This window comes from Clostridium tarantellae, from assembly GCF_009295725.1.
In the GTDB taxonomy this organism is placed as follows: Bacteria; Bacillota; Clostridia; order Clostridiales; family Clostridiaceae; genus Sarcina; species Sarcina tarantellae.
The window spans coordinates 1-19,584 of the sequence record NZ_WHJC01000015.1 but is presented as its reverse complement, the minus strand read 5'-3'; the positions used below and the strand labels follow the sequence as shown (position 1 = coordinate 19,584).

Sequence of the window (19,584 nt, the reverse complement as noted above, 5' to 3'; positions counted from 1 at the left end):
ACCTCCAAATTAAAAATAAATATTAAATTTTTATTTGTTATTAATAAATAGTTCAGCTATTTGGATTGTGTTAAGAGCTGCCCCTTTTCTAATGTTATCAGCAACAACCCATAAATTTAATCCATTATCTGTACTAAAATCTCTTCTTATTCTTCCAACGAAAACTTCGTCTTTTCCATCAAAATGAAGTGGTGTAGGATATTTAAGTAATGTAGGATCATCATGTACAATTAATCCATCTGCATTATTGAATGTATCAATTATATCATTTAATTCAAATTCAGAATAGAATTCTAAATTTATGCTTTCACTGTGAGAATTAAGAACAGGAACTCTTACAGTAGTAGCTGTTATTTTTAAGCCATCATCGTGAAGAATTTTTTTTGTTTCTTCAATCATTTTCATTTCTTCTTTAGTATAGCCGTTATCTAAAAATATATCTATTTGAGGTATTACATTACCTGCTATAGCATATGGGAATTTTTTTGGTTCTGCTCCTTTGATTCCATCTTGTAAATCTAAAATTCCTTGTAATCCAGCTCCAGAAACAGCTTGATAAGTAGAATAAACAATTCTTTTAATTTTAAATTTATCATGAAGTGGCTTAAGAGCTACTACAGCTTGGATAGTTGAACAGTTAGGATTAGCTATTATTCCTTTATGCCATTTAATATCTTCAGGATTAACTTCAGGAACTACAAGAGGTACTTCCTTATCCATTCTCCAAGCACTACTATTATCAATCACTATAGCATCTTTTTTAACAAATATAGGTGCAAATTCTAAACTTATATCTCCACCAGCAGAGAATAAAGCAAAATCTATTTTTTTATTAATTATATTTTCTTCACACAATTCTTCAACAATTAAATCTTTACCATTATAGCTTAAAGTTTTTCCAGCCGATCTTTTTGAGGCAAATAAGAATAAATCTTTTATAGGAAAGTTTCTTTCTTCAAGAATTTCAATAAATTTTCTTCCAACATTTCCAGTTGCCCCAACTATTGCTATATTATACACGATTAATCCCTCCAATTAAATTTAATATATAGAAATACTATAATATATAGTATTTCTATATATTAACTATAGTGCAAAGTATAATAGTTTATCAAGATATTTTAATATTTAAATGAACTTATATATGAATAAATTATTGATAATAAGTTAATAATACATAAATATATATAAGTATTTTAGATTGGAGTGTTAGAATATGAGTAAAACACCATTAAAAAAAGTAATTAAAGGGAAACTAAAAGCTAATAAAGAATTGACGGAAGCTGAAAAAATAAGAGAACAACTTAAGTATGAAATAGCTGAAGAGTTAGGATTGCAAGAGAAGGTTGATAGTTTAGGGTGGGGTGGATTAACATCAGAAGAAACTGGACGAATAGGTGGCATAATGACTAAACGAAAAAAAGAAAGAAAATTACCTAGTAATGATGAAATTTTAGGTAGGAAGAAAACATTTAAAGAAATTTAAAAAAATATGTAATTTGACTAAGTATTAAAAAATATATATATTGTAAATAGAACGTATTATGGGGGAATTTTAAAGCTTATGGAAAGTTATAAAATGATGGCAAAGGTTTATGATGAACTTATTTATGAAGATATAAATTATGAATCTATAGCTAATTATGTATTAAAAGTTTGTGAAGAGTTTGGAATTGATAAGCTAAATTATTTAGACCTAGCTTGCGGAACAGGCAATGTAGGAGTACATATTGGAAAAGAATTTAAAGATAATTATTTTGTAGATTTATCATCAGACATGCTTATAGAAGCAGATAAAAAATTAAGGGAAAATAAAGTAAAAGGTAAAATAATATGTCAAGATATGTGTGAGTTAAGTTTAAATAGAACTTTTAATTTAATAACTTGCGTATTAGATTCTACTAATTATATTTTAAATAAAAAGGATTTAAAAAAATATTTTTTAGGAGTTTATAATCATTTAAAGCAAGGTGGAGTATTTATATTTGATATAAATTCTTATTATAAAATTTCTGAAATTTTAGGTAATAATATATTTACTTATAATAGCGAAGATGTATTTTATGTATGGGAAAACATATTTGAAGATGAAATAGTTGAAATGGATCTTAATTTTTTTGTTAAACAAGGAAATGCTTATGAAAGATTTAATGAAATACATGAAGAAAGAGCTTATAGAGAAAATGAAATAGAAGAAATTTTAAAAGAAATAGGATTTAACATTTTAGATAAATATGATGGTTATACAAAAAATCCTTTAAATAATGAGTCAGAAAGAATATTATATATATTAAAAAAATAAAAAAATGGAGGGCTTTATTATGAAAGATAAATTAATAAGAGCAACAGCTAAAAATGGAATGGTAAGAATATTTGCAGCTCAAACAACAGAGCTAGTAAATGAAGCAGCTAAAATACATAACTGCACTCCAACAGCTTCAGCAGCATTAGGAAGAATGCTAACAGCAGGAACTATGATGGGAGCTATGCTAAAATCAGATAAAGAAGTTTTAACTATACAAATTAATGGTGGTGGTCCAGCAAAAGGAGTAACAGTTACTGCATATTCAGATTGTAGTGTTAAAGGCTATATTGGAAATCCTGAAGTTGATTTACCACTTAACTCTGAAAATGGAAAGTTAAATGTTGGAGAAGCTATAGGAAAAAATGGTATTCTAACAGTAATTAAAGATTTAGGACTTAAAGATCCATATGTTGGACAAGTGCCTATATTTAGTGGAGAAATTGCAGAGGATTTTGCATATTACTTTACAGTATCTGAGCAAATTCCTTCAGCAGTGGCATTAGGCGTGTTAGTAGATAAGGATCTATCAATAAAAGCAGCTGGTGGATTCATAGTACAATTAATGCCAGGATGCGATGAATTATTAGGTGACCTTATTACATATAGATTAGAGGAAATTCCTACTGTAACAACAATGTTATCAGAAGGAAAAGATATAAAAGAAATAATAGAGTTTATATTTGAGGGAATGGATTTGAAAATAAATGAAGAGGAAGTTCCTAAATATAATTGTAATTGTTCAAGGGAAAAAGTAGAAAGAGCTTTAGCGAGTATAGGATATAAAGATTTAAAAGAATTAAAAGATGAAGGAAAAACTGAAGAGTTAAAATGTCATTTCTGTAATAAAGCATATGAATTTAATTCAGATGATATTGGAAATCTTTTAGAAACTTATAAAAAATAAAAAACATGTTGACAAGTAACATATTTAATAATATAATAATAAATGTCTTAAGGAACTAGAAACGACTTAAGACATTAGGCTCGATAGCTCAGTCGGTAGAGCAGAGGACTGAAAATCCTCGTGTCGCTGGTTCGATTCCTGCTCGAGCCACCATTTGCGGAAGTGACTCAATGGTAGAGTGTCACCTTGCCAAGGTGAAAGTTGCGGGTTCGAGTCCCGTCTTCCGCTCCATTTATGGCGCTATGGCCAAGTGGTAAGGCACAGGTCTGCAAAACCTTTATTCCCCGGTTCAAATCCGGGTGGCGCCTCCAAAAAGCTTCCTTATTTTATAAGGAAGCTTTTTTGTTTGTAAAATATATGTTTATAATAATTGTTTAATATTTATATAGATGAATATAGAATAATTTTATCCTGTGCAAAGTAAATTTAATTAAATATAGTGAACCAAAAAAAGGTTTTTTAATATCTTAATTAAGTAGGAAAGTTTTATTAACATAAATAAATGTTAAAAAAGGAGTGAGCATATGGATAATACTAATTTTAAGAAAATATATATTAATAGATTAAGTAAGATAAATCATAAATTAAGAAAGTTAATGGAAAATAAGAAATGGGATGAGTATTGTGAACTCTTAAAAGAAAAAGAAAGAATAAATAATTATTTATACAATAAAGAAAAAAATAAAAGAAATAATTGAATTTATAAATATATTAAAAATTTTAATATATTATATAGCAAAAATTATGACAATTCTATTTGCAAATGAATATATTATAACTGAAATCTTTTAAAGGGAGTGCTTAAAATGATTGTAGGTATAGATATGGGGCATACCATTACAGGGAGAGGCACTGGAGCTATAGGACTTTTAAAAGAAACTGATGTTAATAGAGAAGTTGGCTGGTTAGTAATTGATAAATTAAGAAAAAAAGGTCATGAAGTAGTTAATTGTACTATTGATAAAAGTGAAAATGATTTATATGAAAGAGTATTTATAGCTAATAAATATCCTTTAGATATATTTTTATCTATTCATTTAAATATAGGTGGGGAAGAAGGAACTCAAACTTATATATTTAAGCATGGAGGAAAATCAGAAAAAATTGCAGATAGTCTTAGAAAAGAAATTACTCTAAAATGTGGTTTTAAGGATAGAGGAAATAAAACAGATAATTTTTACGTTTTAGTTAATACTAAAGCACCAGCTGTGTTTTTGGAAATGTTTTTTTTGGATAATAAAAATGATATAAAAAAATATAATGCTGAAAATATAGCTAATGCTATAACTGAAGCTCTGATCAATAGTAAACAGGAAGACAATGAAAAAAATATAAAAAAAGATATTCCTAAAGTTTATATACAAACAAAGGTTTATGATACTAATGAAATTGATGGAATAAAATTAGATAATATAATGAAAATATTTGGTGCTTATAGAGTATATGTAAAATCTTTTGAAGGTGGAGTATTTTTTGAAACACAATATATTACTATGGAAGAAGCAGAAAAAATTAGAGAAAAATTAGGAGAAAAATTTCATCATTATTGTTTTAGATAAATATTTAAAATACAAGGGAGGTGTACTTCTCTTGTATTTTTTTGTGAAAGGAATAAAATAGAAGTAATAATTTTAATTTGAAAGGTGGTATAATGTTATGAAAATTGAGAAAATAAACAAATTAACTAATTGTAGGTTTTTGAATTTATATAAATTAGAATTAAAAAATAAAGAAAACAAAAAAAAAGAATATTTTTTAGCAAGCAGAAGAAATGAAGAAAATTTAGCTTGCAAAACTAAAAATCATAATTTTTGTGATGGTGTAATGATAATACCAATAACTACAAAAGGTGAATTAGTATTAATTAAACAATTTAGACCAGCTATAAATGATTATATATATGAATTTCCAGCAGGATTAGTAGATAAGAATGAATCTATTGAAGAAGCAGCTAGAAGAGAATTGTTTGAAGAAACAGGGTTGAAATGTATTAAATTTGAGAAAATATTAGCACCTTGTTATACTTCAGTAGGAATGTCAGATGAAACAGTTGCAGTAGTAAAAATGATAGTAGAAGGAATACCTACTAATGAAAATATAGAAGAAAATGAAGAGATTGAAATTATAACAATTAAAATTGAAGAAAGTAAAGAATTTATTAAAAAACATAATATGTCTATAAAAACAGCATTAGTTATTAGTTTTATTTTTTAAAAATTTCTTTTTATTATATAATATATAAAAAGATAAAAGTTTCAAAAATTAATTTTTGAAACTTTTATTTTTATTTAAAGCAAAACAGCTATTTTTTCTTTAATATCAATAGCATTTTCATTTGCTAAAGTATTTATTATAGTATCATTTATTATACCTGTGTGTAATTTTATTGCATTAAGAGCAGCTCCTTTTATTGGAGTTAATATAGGCGCTTGTACATATATTTGAGAAGAAATTTCACCTAAATAATCTTTTAAAGGATTTATAATTAATTCTCCTGAATTAAATACACTACCTGCATAAGAAACATTTAATGGGTATTTTAAATCTAATTGTTTTATAATTCCTTTAACCATTAAGAAACACTCATAAGCAGCTTGTTTATAAATTTCTAGAGCATGTTTATCACCTTGTTTAGCTGCTTCATAAACTAAAAGAGCTAATTTAGCTATTTTAGTTCTATCCTGCTTATATTTATCTTTAATAAGAAATATTAAATCAAAATCATTTTTTAAATTTAAATTTTCTCTAAATATATAGTATAAAGGAGTTTTTTCTAATCGATTATCTGCTTCTTTACTAAAAATTTCTATACCTTTTTTTGCAATCCAATAGCCAGAACCTTCATCACCACATATATGTCCCCATCCACTTGTTCTACAAGTTTGAAAATTTTCATTTAATCCAGCAGCTATAGCTCCTGTTCCTAAAATTATACAAATTCCAGATTTACTAGCTAATGAGCCTGCTAAAGCAACAGAAATATCATTTCCACAAGAAGCTTTATTTGTTCCAAATATTTCATCAATTGTTTTAAGTATTTTTTTTTCTTCATCAGCATTTTCACCATAAGCAGGTAAACCTAAAAAACTATAACTTAAATCATTTTTAGTAATTCCACCTTGAGAACAAACTTCTTTAATACCATTTTCAATTACTTCTTTAAGACCTTGAAATCCTACTTGGTGGATATGGCAAGTTGAAGAATTAGTGAATCCTTTTATCTCTCCTAATTGATTTATCAACATAAATGAAGTTTTAGTACCCCCACCATCTACTCCTAAATAATACATAATAAATAACCTCCCCATAACTTGTAATGATATTATTACCACATAGTTTGATTTTACTATTTATTATTTAGGAAATCAATGGTATAAAAAAGATAAAAATTTACAAAATTCATGTGATATAAAATTTTAATTATCAGTTATTAATAAAAAGTTAATTTTAAAGGTATTAAAAGTAAAATGAAAAGTGTAGAAATATATAGAAGTATAATTAATTTAAAAGATGATTTAAGAATAAGATATTCTTAAATCATCTTATTTAATTTTCTGTAATATAAAGAAGAAAATTAAATAAATATTTATATGCAAATTTATTAACATTTATTCCATTTAAACATAAAATATAATATAAAAATGGAATTTAAAGTAAAGTTAAAATGCTTCCTCTATCAATTAATTTATTATTAGATAGAAAAATAGGTTTTACATTATGCTTATGTAAGAATTTTATTACATCATTTCCAAAAGAATGATATTTAAGGTTGCCAAAAAAGGCCATAGAATCTTTAGAGATAAGTCCACATGTCCCTCCTATAAATCCATAATCTAATCCTAAAAGTGTTATATCTCCAGTTGGAATATATAAAATGTCAATAGGATAAGGTTTCAATGAATTAAAAATTCCTATATCTGATGTCATTAAAGCATTATCATTTACTATTGCACAAGAACATTTTGTATAACCTTGCTTTACATTTATAAGAGTTTTTTCTTTTACTTCATTTAATAAATTTTCATCAGTATATTTTAAATTGTGAATAAAGAAATTTTTAAGATTAACAGCATTAAGAAAAATATTATTTGGATATTTTTCTTTCAGTTCAGATTTAGAATTTATAATTTTTAAATCTTTAGAATTAATTAAAGTTTTATTTAATAAAGAATTTTTAGCTATAATTAGATTTTTATTATTTAAAATATTTATTTGAATATCTGGATGACCATTAATAGCATCGTATAAATAAGGATTTTTATTTACTTTTATAATTTTTAAATTATTACTACTGAGAATATGTTCTTCTTTTTTATTTATTCTATAATCTACGAAACAAGTTTTCATAAGACCTCCTTAAATAAACAATATTAGTTATATATTACTAGTATACAAATAATTTGTCGATTAATAATATATTATTTTTGAATATTACTAAAAAATTAATACATACTAAAAGTAAGAAAGGAGTGAGAAAGGTGCTTTTAATGAAGGTAGCTTATGAAGGAGAACAAAACTTTATAGAGGATATACAAGAGCTTAGAGCACTTTTAAAAAGTAAGGGTGTAATAATAGGTATATCTGAAAGTATTGAAAGTTATACTCACTTCATTAAGATTTTCTGTAATGATGATAATTACAATGAAAATATTAAATCTAAAATATGTTTATATGTAAGCAATATAATTTATAAAATAGTTATTGATGCATTTAGAAAAAAAGAAATGTTAGAATACTTAACAGAAAATTATTTCTTTTTAAGACATGATGAAATGATAGAAATAGATAAAAAAATAAATAAAATACTTTTAAATAAAGAAAAAGTAAAAAATGAAACCAATATATACTGCTTAAATAGAATAAACAATATTATTGAATCTATAAAAGAATTTATTATTGAAAATAATTTTATAAACATAACAGGTTTTATTACTTTTAGAATGAAGTTTTTAGTTCAAAATATAGAAAATATAATAGATAAGATTATTGAAGAATATATGGTTGAAAAAGAATATAATGAATTTATTAAATTATTAAAATATTTTGTTGATATACAGGAATGTAAAATTAATGAAATAAATTTAATAGTTCAAGGTGATGGTGCATATGAATTAAAAGATGATGGAGGAAAAGATATTTTTAAAGTGTTTTTAACTGAATTGTCTTCAAATCCAGACTCAACAGGAATTAATATGGAAGATATAATAATTAGTGGATTAATTACTAATGCACCAAAAAAAATAAAAATATTTAATGAAAAAGAATGTTTAAATAAAGAATTTTTACAAACAATAAAAAGTGTATTTGGGCAGAGAGTTGAAATATGCAATTAAATTAATACTTTAATAAAAATATTGACATACTTTTTATACTATGTTAAAATAACTTCTGTCAAGAAGAAACAGCCGTTTCTCACCTTTCGACGAAAGTTAGTAAGGTTAAGTATAGAGTATTACACTAGTGTGATAATAAAGGGCGGCTAATGTCGTCCTTTTATTTTTTTTATATATTGTGTTGGCTAAATTCTATCGGAGGTGAATAATATCAATAAAAATTTTGCGATTAATAAAGATATAAGAGAAAAGGAACTAAGAGTAATTTCTAGTACTGGAGAACAGTTAGGATTAATGTTGTCTAAAGAAGCTTTAAGAATAGCTGAAGAACAAGATTTAGATCTAGTGATGATTTCACCAGGTGCTAATCCACCAGTTTGCAAAATAATGGATTATGGTAAATTCATATATGAGCAATCCAAAAAAGAAAAAGAAGCAAAGAAAAAGCAAAAGGTTGTAAGTCTTAAAGAGATAAGAGTTAGTCCAACTATTGAAGAGCATGATCTTAGCATAAAAGCTAATAATGCAAGAAAATTTTTAATTGATGGGGATAAAGTTAAAATCACAGTTAGATTTAGAGGAAGAGAAGCAGAGCATGCTAAAGTGGTTGGAGTTAAGATTTTAAATAATTTCTTAGAAAAATTAGAAGAAGTATGCTTGGTGGAAAAATCTGCTAAATTAGAAGGTAGAAATATGACAATGATTTTGGCTCCTAAAAAAGCATAATTTGAGAGGAGGATACTATCATGCCAAAAATGAAAACTCATAGAGGTGCAGCAAAAAGATTTAAGAAAACAGGTTCAGGAAAATTAAAGAGAGCTAAAGCTTTCAAAAGCCATATATTAACTAAGAAGAGTGCTAAAAGAAAAAGAAACTTAAGAAAAGCTGCTTACGTTTCAACTACACAAGAAAAAGCAATGAAGAAATTATTACCATATCTATAATTAATAGATTAAAGAGGAGGTTTACGAAATGGCAAGAGTTAAAAGAGCGGTTAACAGCCGTAAGAATCATAAAAAAGTATTAAAACTTGCAAAAGGTTACTACGGTGGAAAGAGCAAGTTATTTAGAACTGCTAATGAATCAGTAATTAGAGCGTTAAGAAATGCTTATGTAGGTAGAAGATTAAAGAAGAGAGACTACAGAAGATTATGGATAGCAAGAATAAATGCTGCTACAAGAATGAATGGTCTTTCATATTCAAGATTTATGAACGGAATAAAATTAGCTGGTGTTGATATAAACAGAAAAATGCTTTCAGAAATTGCTATAAATGATGCAAAAGCATTTGCTGATTTAGTAGAATTAGCTAAGAAGCACTTAAACGCTTAATTTTAAAATGCGAGTTAATCTCGCATTTTTTTATATACTTTTTTAAATTGGCATAGGAAGCATTATAAGAAATTAATTTACATAAGAGGGTAATTTTAAATGGTAATTGGAGTATGATATAATTAAATATTTTGGTTACGCATTACATATGTTTACTTAAAATAAGATATACTAAAAAAATAAAATAATTTTTATAATTAATTGGGGGTTTAACTTATGTATATAAATATAACCAAAAAAATAAGGTTGAATGCAGTACAAATTTTAGCCTTAGGATTTTTTCTTGTAATTTTAATTGGAGCTATATTATTAAGTTTACCAATATCCTCAATGAGTGGAAAAAGTACATCATTTTTAGATAGTTTATTTACATCTACTTCAGCAGTATGTGTAACTGGATTAATAACTGTAGATACAGGAACTCATTGGAATTATTTTGGTAAAACTGTAATAATAATATTAATTCAAATAGGTGGATTAGGATTTATGTCTTTTACCACATTATTTGCTTTACTATTAAAAAAGAAAATAACTTTAAAAGAGAGATTGTTATTGCAAGAAGCTATGAATACTTTTGGTATCCAAGGATTAGTTAGGCTTATAAGATATATTTTAGTCTTTACTTTTTCTGTTGAATTATTAGGTGCATTATTATTTGCAACACAATTTATTCCTCAGTTTGGAATAGCTAAAGGTATTTATTATAGCATATGGCATTCTATTTCAGCTTTTTGTAATGCAGGTTTTGATTTGATGGGGAATTTTAGCAGCTTGACTGCTTACTCAAGCAATGTAACAGTTTTATTAACAGTTTCGGCATTAATTATAATTGGAGGATTAGGATTCACTGTATGGTCTGAACTATATAATTACAAGGGATATAAAAGATTATCTCTTCATTCAAAGGTTGTAATATTAATAACAGTAATATTAGTTTTAGGTGGTACTATTTTAATGCTTTTATTTGAATTTAAAAATCCTAATACATTGCAGCCTATGGGTCCAATAGATAAATTAACTAATGCTTTTTTTGCATCAGTAACTACGAGAACAGCAGGATTTAATTCTATAAATACTTCAGATATGACAGTAGCAGGAAATTTTTTAACTATTTTACTTATGTTTATTGGGGGATCACCAGGTTCAACAGCAGGTGGAATTAAAACAGCTACTTTTGCTATACTTATATTAACTTTAATTTCAACAATAAAAGGTAGAGAAGATACTGAAGTTTTTGGAAGAAGATTATCAAAAGATGCTGTATATAAAGCTTTCACAGTTTTTATGATTGGTGTGGGAATAGTAATAGTTGTAACAATGATATTATCTGTAACTGAAGCTGGAAAATCTTTATTGTATCTTTTATATGAAGCTACTTCCGCTTTTGCAACAGTAGGATTAACATTAGGTATTACACCAGGATTAAGTGTTATTGGAAAAATAGTTATAATGATAACAATGTATTTAGGAAGAGTTGGTCCAATGACCGTTGTTTTAGCATTAGCAAATAGAAAAAGAAAAAGTACTTATAAATTCCCAGAGGATAAAATTTTAATAGGTTAGGAGAGATAATAAATGTCTAATAAACAGTTTGTAATTATAGGATTAGGAAGATTTGGTTCATCAGTAGCAAAAACTTTATATGCATTAGGAAATGATGTTTTAGCTATAGATATAAATGAAGATTTAGTTCAGGATATATCTGATAGTGTAACTCATGCTGTTCAGATGGATGCTACAGATGAAGGTGCTTTAAGAACTTTAGGAATTAGAAACTTTGATGTTGCAGTTGTTACAATAGGTGCTAATATACAATCTAGTGTGATGGCAACACTTTTAGTAAAAGAACTAGGGGTGAAATATATAATAGCAAAAGGTAATAGTGATATACATGCTAAAGTTTTATATAAAATTGGAGCAGATAGAGTTATTCTTCCTGAAAAAGATATGGGGGTTAGAGTTGCTCATAATTTAGTATCTTCAAGTATTTTAGATTATATTGAATTATCACCAGATTATAGTATTATAGAAATTGAAACACCAGAAGAATGGCACAATAAAACTTTAAGAGATTTAAGTTTAAGAAGTAGATATGGAATAAATGTTATGGCTATAAAGAAAGGTCATGATGTTAATATATCTCCATATGCTGAGGATATTGTTGAACCTAATGATATAGTTGTTGCTATTGGATCAGCAGAAGATTTATCAAAACTAGAGGAAAGTATATCAAATCATCATAAATAAAGAGGAGATATTATTTTGTTAACTATAGAAAGTAAAAACAATTCACTATATAAAGAATTAAAAAAGCTTAAAGAAAAGAAGCACAGAGTTAGTAAAGGTGAATATTTAATTGAAGGATTACGTTTTGTAGAAGAAGCTATAAAAAGTAAGGTTACTATTAAATATATTATTTTTACTTATGATTTTTATGAAAAAAATGAAGAGTTTTTCAATGTTATTAATGAAGGTGTGAAATGTATAGTTTTAAGTAAACAATTATTTCAGGGGTTAACATCTACAGAAACCCCACAAGGAGTAGTTGCGGTTGTTGAAATGCAAAATACAGCATTAAAAGATGGTGATATAATTGTATTAGTAGATAAAGTTCAAGATCCAGGTAATATGGGTACAATTATTAGAACAGCTCATGCAGTAGGTGCAGCTGGTATAATAACTACTAAAGGAACGGTAGATATATATAATGATAAAACATTAAGATCTACAATGGGTTCAATATTTTATCTTCCAGTAATAGAAGATTCGTCACTAGAATTAATAAAAGGCTTAAAAGAACAAAACTTTAAGTTGTTAGTTAGTTCATTACAGGGAAGAAAGAATTTTTTTGAAGAAAATCTACAGGATAAAATTATAATGGCAGTGGGAAATGAGGGGAATGGAGTAAGTGATGAAGTTTATGAACTAGCTGATATAAAAGTAAAGATACCAATGCCAGGAAATGCTGAATCATTAAATGTTGCAGTAGCAACTTCTGTTATGCTTTATGAAAAAATTAGACAAAATCTTATGAAATAAGTATTGAATTAATATATTTAACTAGGTATAATATAAAAAGAATTTAATAGAAATAGACAGTGAAAGAGAGAGTAAATATAAATATCTTTTTAAGGGAGAGAAAGCCATAGACTGTAAGCTTTCTTATAAGAATTATATTGAATTTCACTCTGGAGTTCTAGCTATGAAATATTAGTAGTAGTTAGCGGTAAAGCCGTTATTTGAATAAGTGAGTATAAAATTTTTATGCTAATTAGGGTGGTACCACGGAAATACCCCGTCCCTTTTTTTAGGGATGGGTTTTTTATTGTCTAAAATAAAAAAATGGAAAGGAGAATATAAAAATGCAAGAAAAATTAAATGAAATTAAAGAAGCTGCATTAATTGAATTGAAAGCAGCAAAAGATAGTAATACTATTGATAATATAAAAGTTAAGTATCTTGGAAAAAAAGGAGAGCTTACTACAATTTTAAGAGGTATGGGAGCTTTATCAAAAGAGGAAAGACCTATTATAGGTAAATTAGCTAATGAGGTTAGAACAGAGATTGAAACAGCTCTTGAAGAGATATCAAATGAAATAAAAACAAAAGAGAAAAATGAAAAATTAAATAGTGAAGTTATAGATATTTCTATGCCAGGAACTAAAAATTTAATTGGAAAAAGACATCCATTAGAGTTAACTTTAGATAGCATGAAAGAAATATTTATATCAATGGGTTTTACAATAGAAGAGGGGCCAGAAGTAGAAAAGGATTATTATAATTTTGAAGCTTTAAATATTCCTAAAAATCACCCAGCTAGAAGTGAGCAAGATACATTCTACATAAATGATAATGTAGTATTAAGAACTCAAACTTCACCAGTACAGGCGAGAGTTATGGAAAAGCAACAACCTCCAATAAAGATGATATCACCAGGAAAAGTATTTAGATCAGATGCTGTTGATGCTACTCACTCTCCTATATTCTATCAAATGGAAGGTTTAGTTATAGATAAAAATGTAACTTTTGCTGACTTAAAAGGTACACTAGAGTTATTTGCTAAAAAAATGTTTGGAGATAAGGTTAAAACTAAGTTTAGACCACATCATTTCCCTTTTACAGAACCATCAGCTGAAATGGATGCAACTTGTTTTGTATGTAATGGAGAAGGTTGTAGAGTATGTAAAGGTGAAGGATGGATAGAAATACTTGGTTGTGGTATGGTACATCCAGAAGTTTTAAGAAATTGTGGAATTGATCCAGAAGAATATAGTGGTTTTGCTTTTGGATTTGGTGTTGATAGAATGGTTATGCTTAAATACGGTATAGATGACATTAGATTATTATATGAAAGTGATATGAGATTTTTAAATCAATTTTAAAAAAGTAGGAGGTACAAAAAATGAAAGTTCCATTTAATTGGCTTAAAGATTATGTTGATATAGATATAGATGCACATGAATTAGGAGATAAATTAACTCTTTCAGGATCAAAAGTTGAAGGGGTTGAAATTGCAGGTGACACAATTAAAAATGTTGTTGTTTGTAAAATAGAAAAAATAGAAAAGCATCCAGATGCAGAAAAATTAAAAGTTTGTCAAATAAATATTGGAAAAGATGAGCTTATTCAAATAGTTACTGCAGCAGATAATATGAAAGAAGGAGACTTAGTACCTGTTGCTCTTCATAAATCAACACTTGCTGATGGTACTGAAATCAAAAAAGGAAAATTAAGAGGGATAGTATCAAATGGCATGTTCTGTTCAGAAGAAGAGCTAGGAATAGCTGGAGATGAACCAGTGCATGGCTTAATGATATTACCACAAGATATGGTGCCAGGAACATGTATAAAGAAAGCATTAGGATTAAATAAAGCTATATTAGATTTTGAAATAACATCAAATAGACCAGATTGCTTAAGTGTAGTTGGTATGGCAAGAGAAACAGCTGCTACATTAAGAACAACTTATAAAATGCCAAATTTGGAGTATACTGTTAAATCAGATAAAAATATTAATGATGAATTAAAGGTTGATGTTAAAGATACTTTATGTAGAAGATATATGGCTAGAGGAGTTAAAAATGTTAAAGTAGCTCCATCACCACAATGGATGCAAGAAAAATTATTTGATGCAGGTGTTAGACCAATAAATAATATAGTTGATATAACTAATTATGTTATGTTAGAACTTGGTCAACCAATGCATGCTTTTGATAAAAGAGAGATTAAAACTTCTCATATAGTAATTGAAAGATCTAAAGATGGTGAAAAATTTACAACTTTAGATGAAATAGAAAGAACTTTAGATAATGAAGTTTTATGTATAAAAGATGGAGAAGAAACAGTTGCATTAGCAGGTATAATGGGTGGATTAACATCAGGTATTAAAGATGATACTACAGAAATTATATTTGAGTCAGCTAATTTTGATGGAACTAATATAAGAATTAATTCTAAAAAATTAGGATTAAGAACTGAAAGTTCGTCAAGATTTGAAAAAGATATTGATCCAAACTTAGCAGAGCTAGCTTTAAATAGAGCTTGTGCTCTTATTGAAGAATTAGAGTGTGGAGAGATTATTGATGGTACAATAGATGTATATAATAAAAAGAAAGAAGAAAAAACTTTAGAAGTAAGTTCAGCTTGGGTTAATAAGTTTTTAGGAACTGATATATCACAAGAAGAAATGAAAAAATGCTTAGATAGTTTAGATTTATATACTGATATAAAAGGAGATACATTAGTAATAACTGTTCCTACATTTAGAATAGATGTAGATATTAAAGAAGATATAGCAGAAGAAATTGTAAGAATTTATGGTTATAATAATGTTCCAGCTACAATATCAACAGCGGCAACTGATAGAGAGCCTAAAAATGTTAAGCAACAATTAGATGATATTGTAACAAATGCTATGATTGCTTCAGGATTAAATCAATCAATAAGTTATTCATTTGTAAGTCCTAAAGTATTTGATAAAATAAACTTAGCAGAAGATAGTGAGTTAAGAAAAGTAGTTAAAATCAAAAATCCTTTAGGTGAAGACTACAGTGTAATGAGAACTTCAACATTACCATCAATTATGGAATGTTTAGGAAGGAATTATGCTAGAAACAATGATGTGGTTAGATTGTTTGAAATTGGTAAAGTTTATATACCAAAAGAAGATGAAAATGAGCTTCCAATAGAAAAAAATATATTAACCATAGGATTATATGGAGAAGTAGATTATTTTGGACTAAAAGGTGTAGTTGAAAATTTATTAGATGCTTTAGGAATAAAGAGTGCATCATTTAAGAGAATGAGTGATAATTTAAGTTATCATCCAGGAAAAACTGCTGAATTAGTTATAGGTAGAACTAGCTTAGGAGTTTTAGGAGAAATTCATCCAGATGTAGCTGAAAATTATGGATTAGAAGTCCCTTGTTATGTAGCGGAATTAGATTTAGATAAATTATATGAATTTGCCAAAACAGCAAAAGCTTATAAAGCTTTACCTAAGTTCCCGGCTGTTACAAGAGATATAGCATTATTAGTTGACGATGCTATATTAGTTCAAGAAATTGAAGATACTATAAAAAAATCTGGTGGAAATTTAGTAGAGACAGTTAAATTGTTTGATGTTTATAAAGGTGCTCAAATACCAGATGGTAAAAAAAGTATAGCTTATGCTATTGTTTATAGAGATCTTAATAAGACATTAACAGATAAAGATGTTAATAAGGTTCATGATAAAATATTAAGAACTTTAGAGCATAAGTTAGGAGCTTTATTAAGAGAATAATTAAAATAAAAAAGCAGGAAATCCTGCTTTTTTATAATTTTTTTGAATAATATTATTATATGAGTTAAGAGATAAAATATATTATTTGTATAATTTATGGTAGACTTAAAAACTACTAATTCTACACATAGGAGTAGTTAACAAACAATGGTGTATATGTTAAAATATAATTAATATGATAAAACATTAAGAGGTGTTAATATAAAGATGACTACTGTAACAATTAAAATAAATGGTATTGAATATAACTTAAAAGGTGAAGAAGACGAAGAGTATTTAAAACATGTAGCAAATTATGTAGAAGAAAAAATACAAGATATTTTAGAGAAAAATCCTAGATTACCAGGCCCAGCTGCATCAGCTTTAACAGCTGTAAATGTTGCTAATGAATTATTTAAGGGGAATAAAGAATTTAATGAGTTGTTAAATTCATTTAAAGAAATAGAAAGTGAAAATAAAAAGCTTAAAGAAGCTTATATGACAACTAATGAAAAGTTACAAAAATTTAAAGAAGAAAATCAACAATTAATTGAAGAATTAGCTTCCTTAAAAGATAATAGTATGGAAAAAATGCAAGAAGAAATAGAAAAGCTTAAGGAACAACTTTCTTTAATGGAAGAAAAAGCTAAAGAGTTAGTAAAGCAAAATAACTTATTAAGAACTGATAATAGAGAATTAAAATTTAACTTACAAAGTTCAAAATATAAGCTACTAGATTTAGAAAAAAAGTTTTTAGATAGTCAAATTACTATTGCTACGGAAAAGAAAAATAAAAATGTATTGGTTTCTAATAAATAAGAATAAAAGTACATAAATTAAAAGGACAAAGTTTTATTATTACTTTAAAATAGTAGTGATAAAACTTTTATTTTAAAATAAGAAATTTCAGAATATTTGCTATTAATTAATATATTTAAATATTAAAAGTTTAAATTAAGGATAAATTATACTTTACAGTATATGTTATAATAAATTTGTGAGTTTTGTTTATTGTAAAATAACTAAATATAGAAGGAGTTTATTATGAGTAAAATAAATAAAGAAATGAAAGAAGATATTGAAATTATTAAAGCAAATTATAAGCAAAAGCAAGAAGAAAAATTTAAAATTATTGAAGAGAAAAAACTAGCAGAAATAATAAAAGAACAAATGTTACAAGATTTTAATGATAAAAATAAAATGGAAGTAAAAAAAAATAACTCTAAAAAAAGATATTGTAACAAATTTGAAAATTAATTTAGAAAATATACTTAGTAAAAAAATGTATATTATAGTTAGTATATAATTTTTTATTAAGTATTTTAATTTTTTATTAAGTATTTTAATTTTAAAATAAGATTAAATTAAAAGGGGCTATATGAAAATAAATTTTCATATAGCCCCTAGTATTCAAACATTTATTTATTTTAATATTTACAAAGTTTTGTATTACATATATTTTTTAATATCTACAGAATTCTTGTGTGCCATATACATCATCACCTATTCTATATAATCCTACTCCAATGGTTTTAAAATTATCTGATAAAATATTAGCTCTATGTCCAGGTGAATGCATCCATCTATCCATAAAATGTTCAGCTAATTCGTCAACTTTAATTTGTCCTTGTCTAGAGATTATATTTTCTCCCCAAGCCATATATTTAATACCGTCTTCTTTCATTTGTTTGTTTATAAAATTACCTTCAGGATCAGCATGGTCGAAATAATTTCTTACAGCCATATCTTTTGATTTTATTATAGCGTATTTTTCCATAGTTTTATCATAGGAAAGTTTAGGTTTACCAGCCTTAGCTCTTTCTCTATTTACTATTTTAAAAATTGCTTGTTGTACTTCATCTAATGAAGGATTCTTAGTTTTAGAAGTAGGTTTAACTACTGGCTTAGTTACAGCATTACTAGGCGAAGTAGGTTTAACTACTGGCTTAGTTATAGCATTACTAGGCGAAGTAGGTTTAGCTACTGGCTTAGTTATAGCATTACTAGGCGAAGTAGGTTTAGCTACTGGCTTAGTTATAGCATTACTAGAGGAAGTAGATTTAACTACTGGCTTAGTTATAGCATTACTAGGTGAAGTAGGTTTAACTACTGGCTTAGTTACAGTATTACTAGGTGAAGTAGGTTTAACTACTGGCTTAGTTATAGCATTACTAGGCGAAGTAGGTTTAGATACTGGCTTAGTTACAGCATTACTAGGCGAAGTAGGTTTAACTACTGACTTAGTTACAGCATTACTAGGCGAAGTAGGTTTAACTACTGACTTAGTTACAGCATTACTAGGCGAAGTAGGTTTAACTACTGGCTTAGTTACAGTATTACTAGGTGAAGTAGGTTTAACTACTGGCTTAGTTACTACAGCATTACTAGGTGAAGTAGGTTTTAAATTATATACTGAATTATCTTCACATGAATTATTGATTTCAGTATCATCTGTTTCATAAGAATTATTAATGTCATCAGTATTATCTTCATGATTTTCATATTCAGATTGGCAATTATTATCAGAAGAATTTGAATTTTTCTCTTCTAGATTATTTGAATTATCATTATTTTTATCCAATTCAATAGATTTATCAGAAGAGTTTTCGACATTTTTTTCGCTGCAATAATCATTAATAGATGTTTTATCTTCTAATTCAATATTATTAGTTATAGATTTTTTATTGTTGAATAAGTGTTTATGTAACAATGAGGCAAAAATGAAAGTGACAGCTACTAATCCACCAACAATCATAAAAGTTAATTTTTTTTTCACAAGTTTTCTCTCCTTTTCTTTTGTTTTCTACTATTTTTAACCATAAATAATAAATTTGTTTTTTGAATCTTTGCCAACTTTAATGCTCTTAGTAGATATTTATATTTAATAAATATGAGCAGAAAGTGTATTAATATAACATAAAATCAATGCTTTTATATTATACCTGTT

At 26.5% G+C, this 19,584-nt stretch carries 21 protein-coding genes, 3 tRNA genes and 2 other annotated features; of the genes, 20 read left to right on the top strand and 4 right to left on the bottom strand.

Translation table 11 applies throughout. The annotated features are described in order from the left end of the window. Positions 1-30: 30 nt before the first annotated feature. Positions 31-1,020 (bottom strand): aspartate-semialdehyde dehydrogenase, encoded by a 990-nt coding sequence (locus GBZ86_RS02605; protein WP_327443746.1) that lies wholly within the window; start codon positions 1,018-1,020, stop codon positions 31-33. Positions 1,021-1,216: 196 nt separating this feature from the next. On the opposite strand from GBZ86_RS02605, the gene GBZ86_RS02600 reads away from it, so the two are divergent. The 9 genes from GBZ86_RS02600 to GBZ86_RS02565 all read left to right on the top strand — a co-directional run bounded on the left by GBZ86_RS02600 (position 1,217) and on the right by GBZ86_RS02565 (position 5,423). Continuing rightward, positions 1,217-1,486, top strand: coding sequence for an alpha/beta-type small acid-soluble spore protein (locus tag GBZ86_RS02600; RefSeq protein WP_152887459.1), 270 nt, complete (start codon positions 1,217-1,219; stop codon positions 1,484-1,486). Between the two features lie 78 nt (positions 1,487-1,564). After that, positions 1,565-2,302, top strand: coding sequence for a class I SAM-dependent DNA methyltransferase (locus GBZ86_RS02595; RefSeq protein ID WP_152887458.1), 738 nt, complete (start codon positions 1,565-1,567; stop codon positions 2,300-2,302). Positions 2,303-2,321: 19 nt separating this feature from the next. Then, positions 2,322-3,209, top strand: coding sequence for an Hsp33 family molecular chaperone HslO (gene hslO / locus GBZ86_RS02590; RefSeq protein ID WP_152887456.1), 888 nt, complete (start codon positions 2,322-2,324; stop codon positions 3,207-3,209). A 77-nt stretch (positions 3,210-3,286) separates the two neighbouring features. After that, positions 3,287-3,362: transfer RNA gene (locus GBZ86_RS02585), tRNA-Phe, on the top strand. A gap of 3 nt (positions 3,363-3,365) precedes the next feature. Continuing rightward, positions 3,366-3,440: transfer RNA gene (locus GBZ86_RS02580), tRNA-Gly, on the top strand. A gap of 5 nt (positions 3,441-3,445) precedes the next feature. Further along, positions 3,446-3,520, top strand: a tRNA-Cys gene (locus tag GBZ86_RS02575). A 213-nt stretch (positions 3,521-3,733) separates the two neighbouring features. Next, positions 3,734-3,907: a hypothetical protein gene (locus GBZ86_RS16940; protein ID WP_170272136.1), complete on the top strand. Its 174-nt coding sequence runs from the start codon at positions 3,734-3,736 to the stop codon at positions 3,905-3,907. Positions 3,908-4,015: 108 nt separating this feature from the next. Then, complete coding sequence (locus GBZ86_RS02570; protein WP_152887454.1) at positions 4,016-4,768, top strand: N-acetylmuramoyl-L-alanine amidase; 753 nt, start codon at positions 4,016-4,018, stop codon at positions 4,766-4,768. A 97-nt stretch (positions 4,769-4,865) separates the two neighbouring features. Further along, positions 4,866-5,423: an NUDIX hydrolase gene (locus tag GBZ86_RS02565; protein ID WP_152887453.1), complete on the top strand. Its 558-nt coding sequence runs from the start codon at positions 4,866-4,868 to the stop codon at positions 5,421-5,423. Between the two features lie 74 nt (positions 5,424-5,497). Here GBZ86_RS02565 and GBZ86_RS02560 read toward each other — a convergent pair whose 3' ends face one another. Together GBZ86_RS02560 and GBZ86_RS02555 are read right to left on the bottom strand one after the other, a co-directional pair. Next, on the bottom strand, positions 5,498-6,499 hold the full coding sequence (locus tag GBZ86_RS02560) for an N-acetylglucosamine kinase (protein ID WP_152887451.1): 1,002 nt from the start codon (positions 6,497-6,499) through the stop codon (positions 5,498-5,500). A gap of 358 nt (positions 6,500-6,857) precedes the next feature. Next, positions 6,858-7,556, bottom strand: a complete 699-nt coding sequence (locus tag GBZ86_RS02555) for a DUF6873 family GME fold protein (RefSeq protein WP_152887449.1) — start codon at positions 7,554-7,556, stop codon at positions 6,858-6,860. 131 nt (positions 7,557-7,687) lie between these two features. On the opposite strand from GBZ86_RS02555, the gene ytxC reads away from it, so the two are divergent. The 11 genes from ytxC to GBZ86_RS02500 all read left to right on the top strand — a co-directional run bounded on the left by ytxC (position 7,688) and on the right by GBZ86_RS02500 (position 17,894). Beyond that, the gene (gene ytxC, locus GBZ86_RS02550; protein WP_327443740.1) at positions 7,688-8,542 is read left to right on the top strand and encodes a putative sporulation protein YtxC; all 855 of its coding nucleotides are present in this window, start codon (positions 7,688-7,690) and stop codon (positions 8,540-8,542) included. Between the two features lie 54 nt (positions 8,543-8,596). After that, positions 8,597-8,716: a sequence feature (ribosomal protein L20 leader region), on the top strand. Positions 8,717-8,743: 27 nt separating this feature from the next. Further along, positions 8,744-9,268 (top strand): translation initiation factor IF-3, encoded by a 525-nt coding sequence (infC, locus tag GBZ86_RS02545; RefSeq protein ID WP_327443738.1) that lies wholly within the window; start codon positions 8,744-8,746, stop codon positions 9,266-9,268. 20 nt (positions 9,269-9,288) lie between these two features. Continuing rightward, the gene (rpmI, locus tag GBZ86_RS02540; RefSeq protein ID WP_152887448.1) at positions 9,289-9,486 is read left to right on the top strand and encodes a 50S ribosomal protein L35; all 198 of its coding nucleotides are present in this window, start codon (positions 9,289-9,291) and stop codon (positions 9,484-9,486) included. A 28-nt stretch (positions 9,487-9,514) separates the two neighbouring features. Beyond that, on the top strand, positions 9,515-9,874 hold the full coding sequence (gene rplT / locus GBZ86_RS02535) for a 50S ribosomal protein L20 (protein ID WP_152887446.1): 360 nt from the start codon (positions 9,515-9,517) through the stop codon (positions 9,872-9,874). A 216-nt stretch (positions 9,875-10,090) separates the two neighbouring features. Beyond that, positions 10,091-11,437, top strand: a complete 1,347-nt coding sequence (locus GBZ86_RS02530; protein WP_152887444.1) for a TrkH family potassium uptake protein — start codon at positions 10,091-10,093, stop codon at positions 11,435-11,437. 12 nt (positions 11,438-11,449) lie between these two features. Then, positions 11,450-12,121, top strand: coding sequence for a potassium channel family protein (locus GBZ86_RS02525; protein ID WP_152887443.1), 672 nt, complete (start codon positions 11,450-11,452; stop codon positions 12,119-12,121). Between the two features lie 15 nt (positions 12,122-12,136). Continuing rightward, the gene (locus GBZ86_RS02520) at positions 12,137-12,913 is read left to right on the top strand and encodes a TrmH family RNA methyltransferase (RefSeq protein ID WP_152887441.1); all 777 of its coding nucleotides are present in this window, start codon (positions 12,137-12,139) and stop codon (positions 12,911-12,913) included. Between the two features lie 50 nt (positions 12,914-12,963). Further along, positions 12,964-13,180: a binding site (T-box leader), on the top strand. A 56-nt stretch (positions 13,181-13,236) separates the two neighbouring features. After that, positions 13,237-14,256, top strand: a complete 1,020-nt coding sequence (gene pheS, locus GBZ86_RS02515; protein WP_152887439.1) for a phenylalanine--tRNA ligase subunit alpha — start codon at positions 13,237-13,239, stop codon at positions 14,254-14,256. Positions 14,257-14,276: 20 nt separating this feature from the next. Further along, positions 14,277-16,658, top strand: a complete 2,382-nt coding sequence (gene pheT, locus GBZ86_RS02510) for a phenylalanine--tRNA ligase subunit beta (protein ID WP_152887438.1) — start codon at positions 14,277-14,279, stop codon at positions 16,656-16,658. Between the two features lie 207 nt (positions 16,659-16,865). Next, positions 16,866-17,456 carry a cell division protein ZapA gene (locus GBZ86_RS02505; RefSeq protein WP_152887436.1) on the top strand — a complete coding sequence of 197 codons (591 nt, stop codon included), beginning with the start codon at positions 16,866-16,868 and terminating at the stop codon, positions 17,454-17,456. A gap of 225 nt (positions 17,457-17,681) precedes the next feature. Continuing rightward, entirely contained in the window at positions 17,682-17,894 is a 213-nt protein-coding gene (locus GBZ86_RS02500; RefSeq protein WP_152887434.1) for a hypothetical protein, read from the top strand. Positions 17,895-18,099: 205 nt separating this feature from the next. On the opposite strand, the gene GBZ86_RS18385 is transcribed toward GBZ86_RS02500, so the two are convergent. Beyond that, positions 18,100-19,413 carry a CAP domain-containing protein gene (locus GBZ86_RS18385; protein ID WP_327443726.1) on the bottom strand — a complete coding sequence of 438 codons (1,314 nt, stop codon included), beginning with the start codon at positions 19,411-19,413 and terminating at the stop codon, positions 18,100-18,102. Positions 19,414-19,584: the final 171 nt, after the last annotated feature.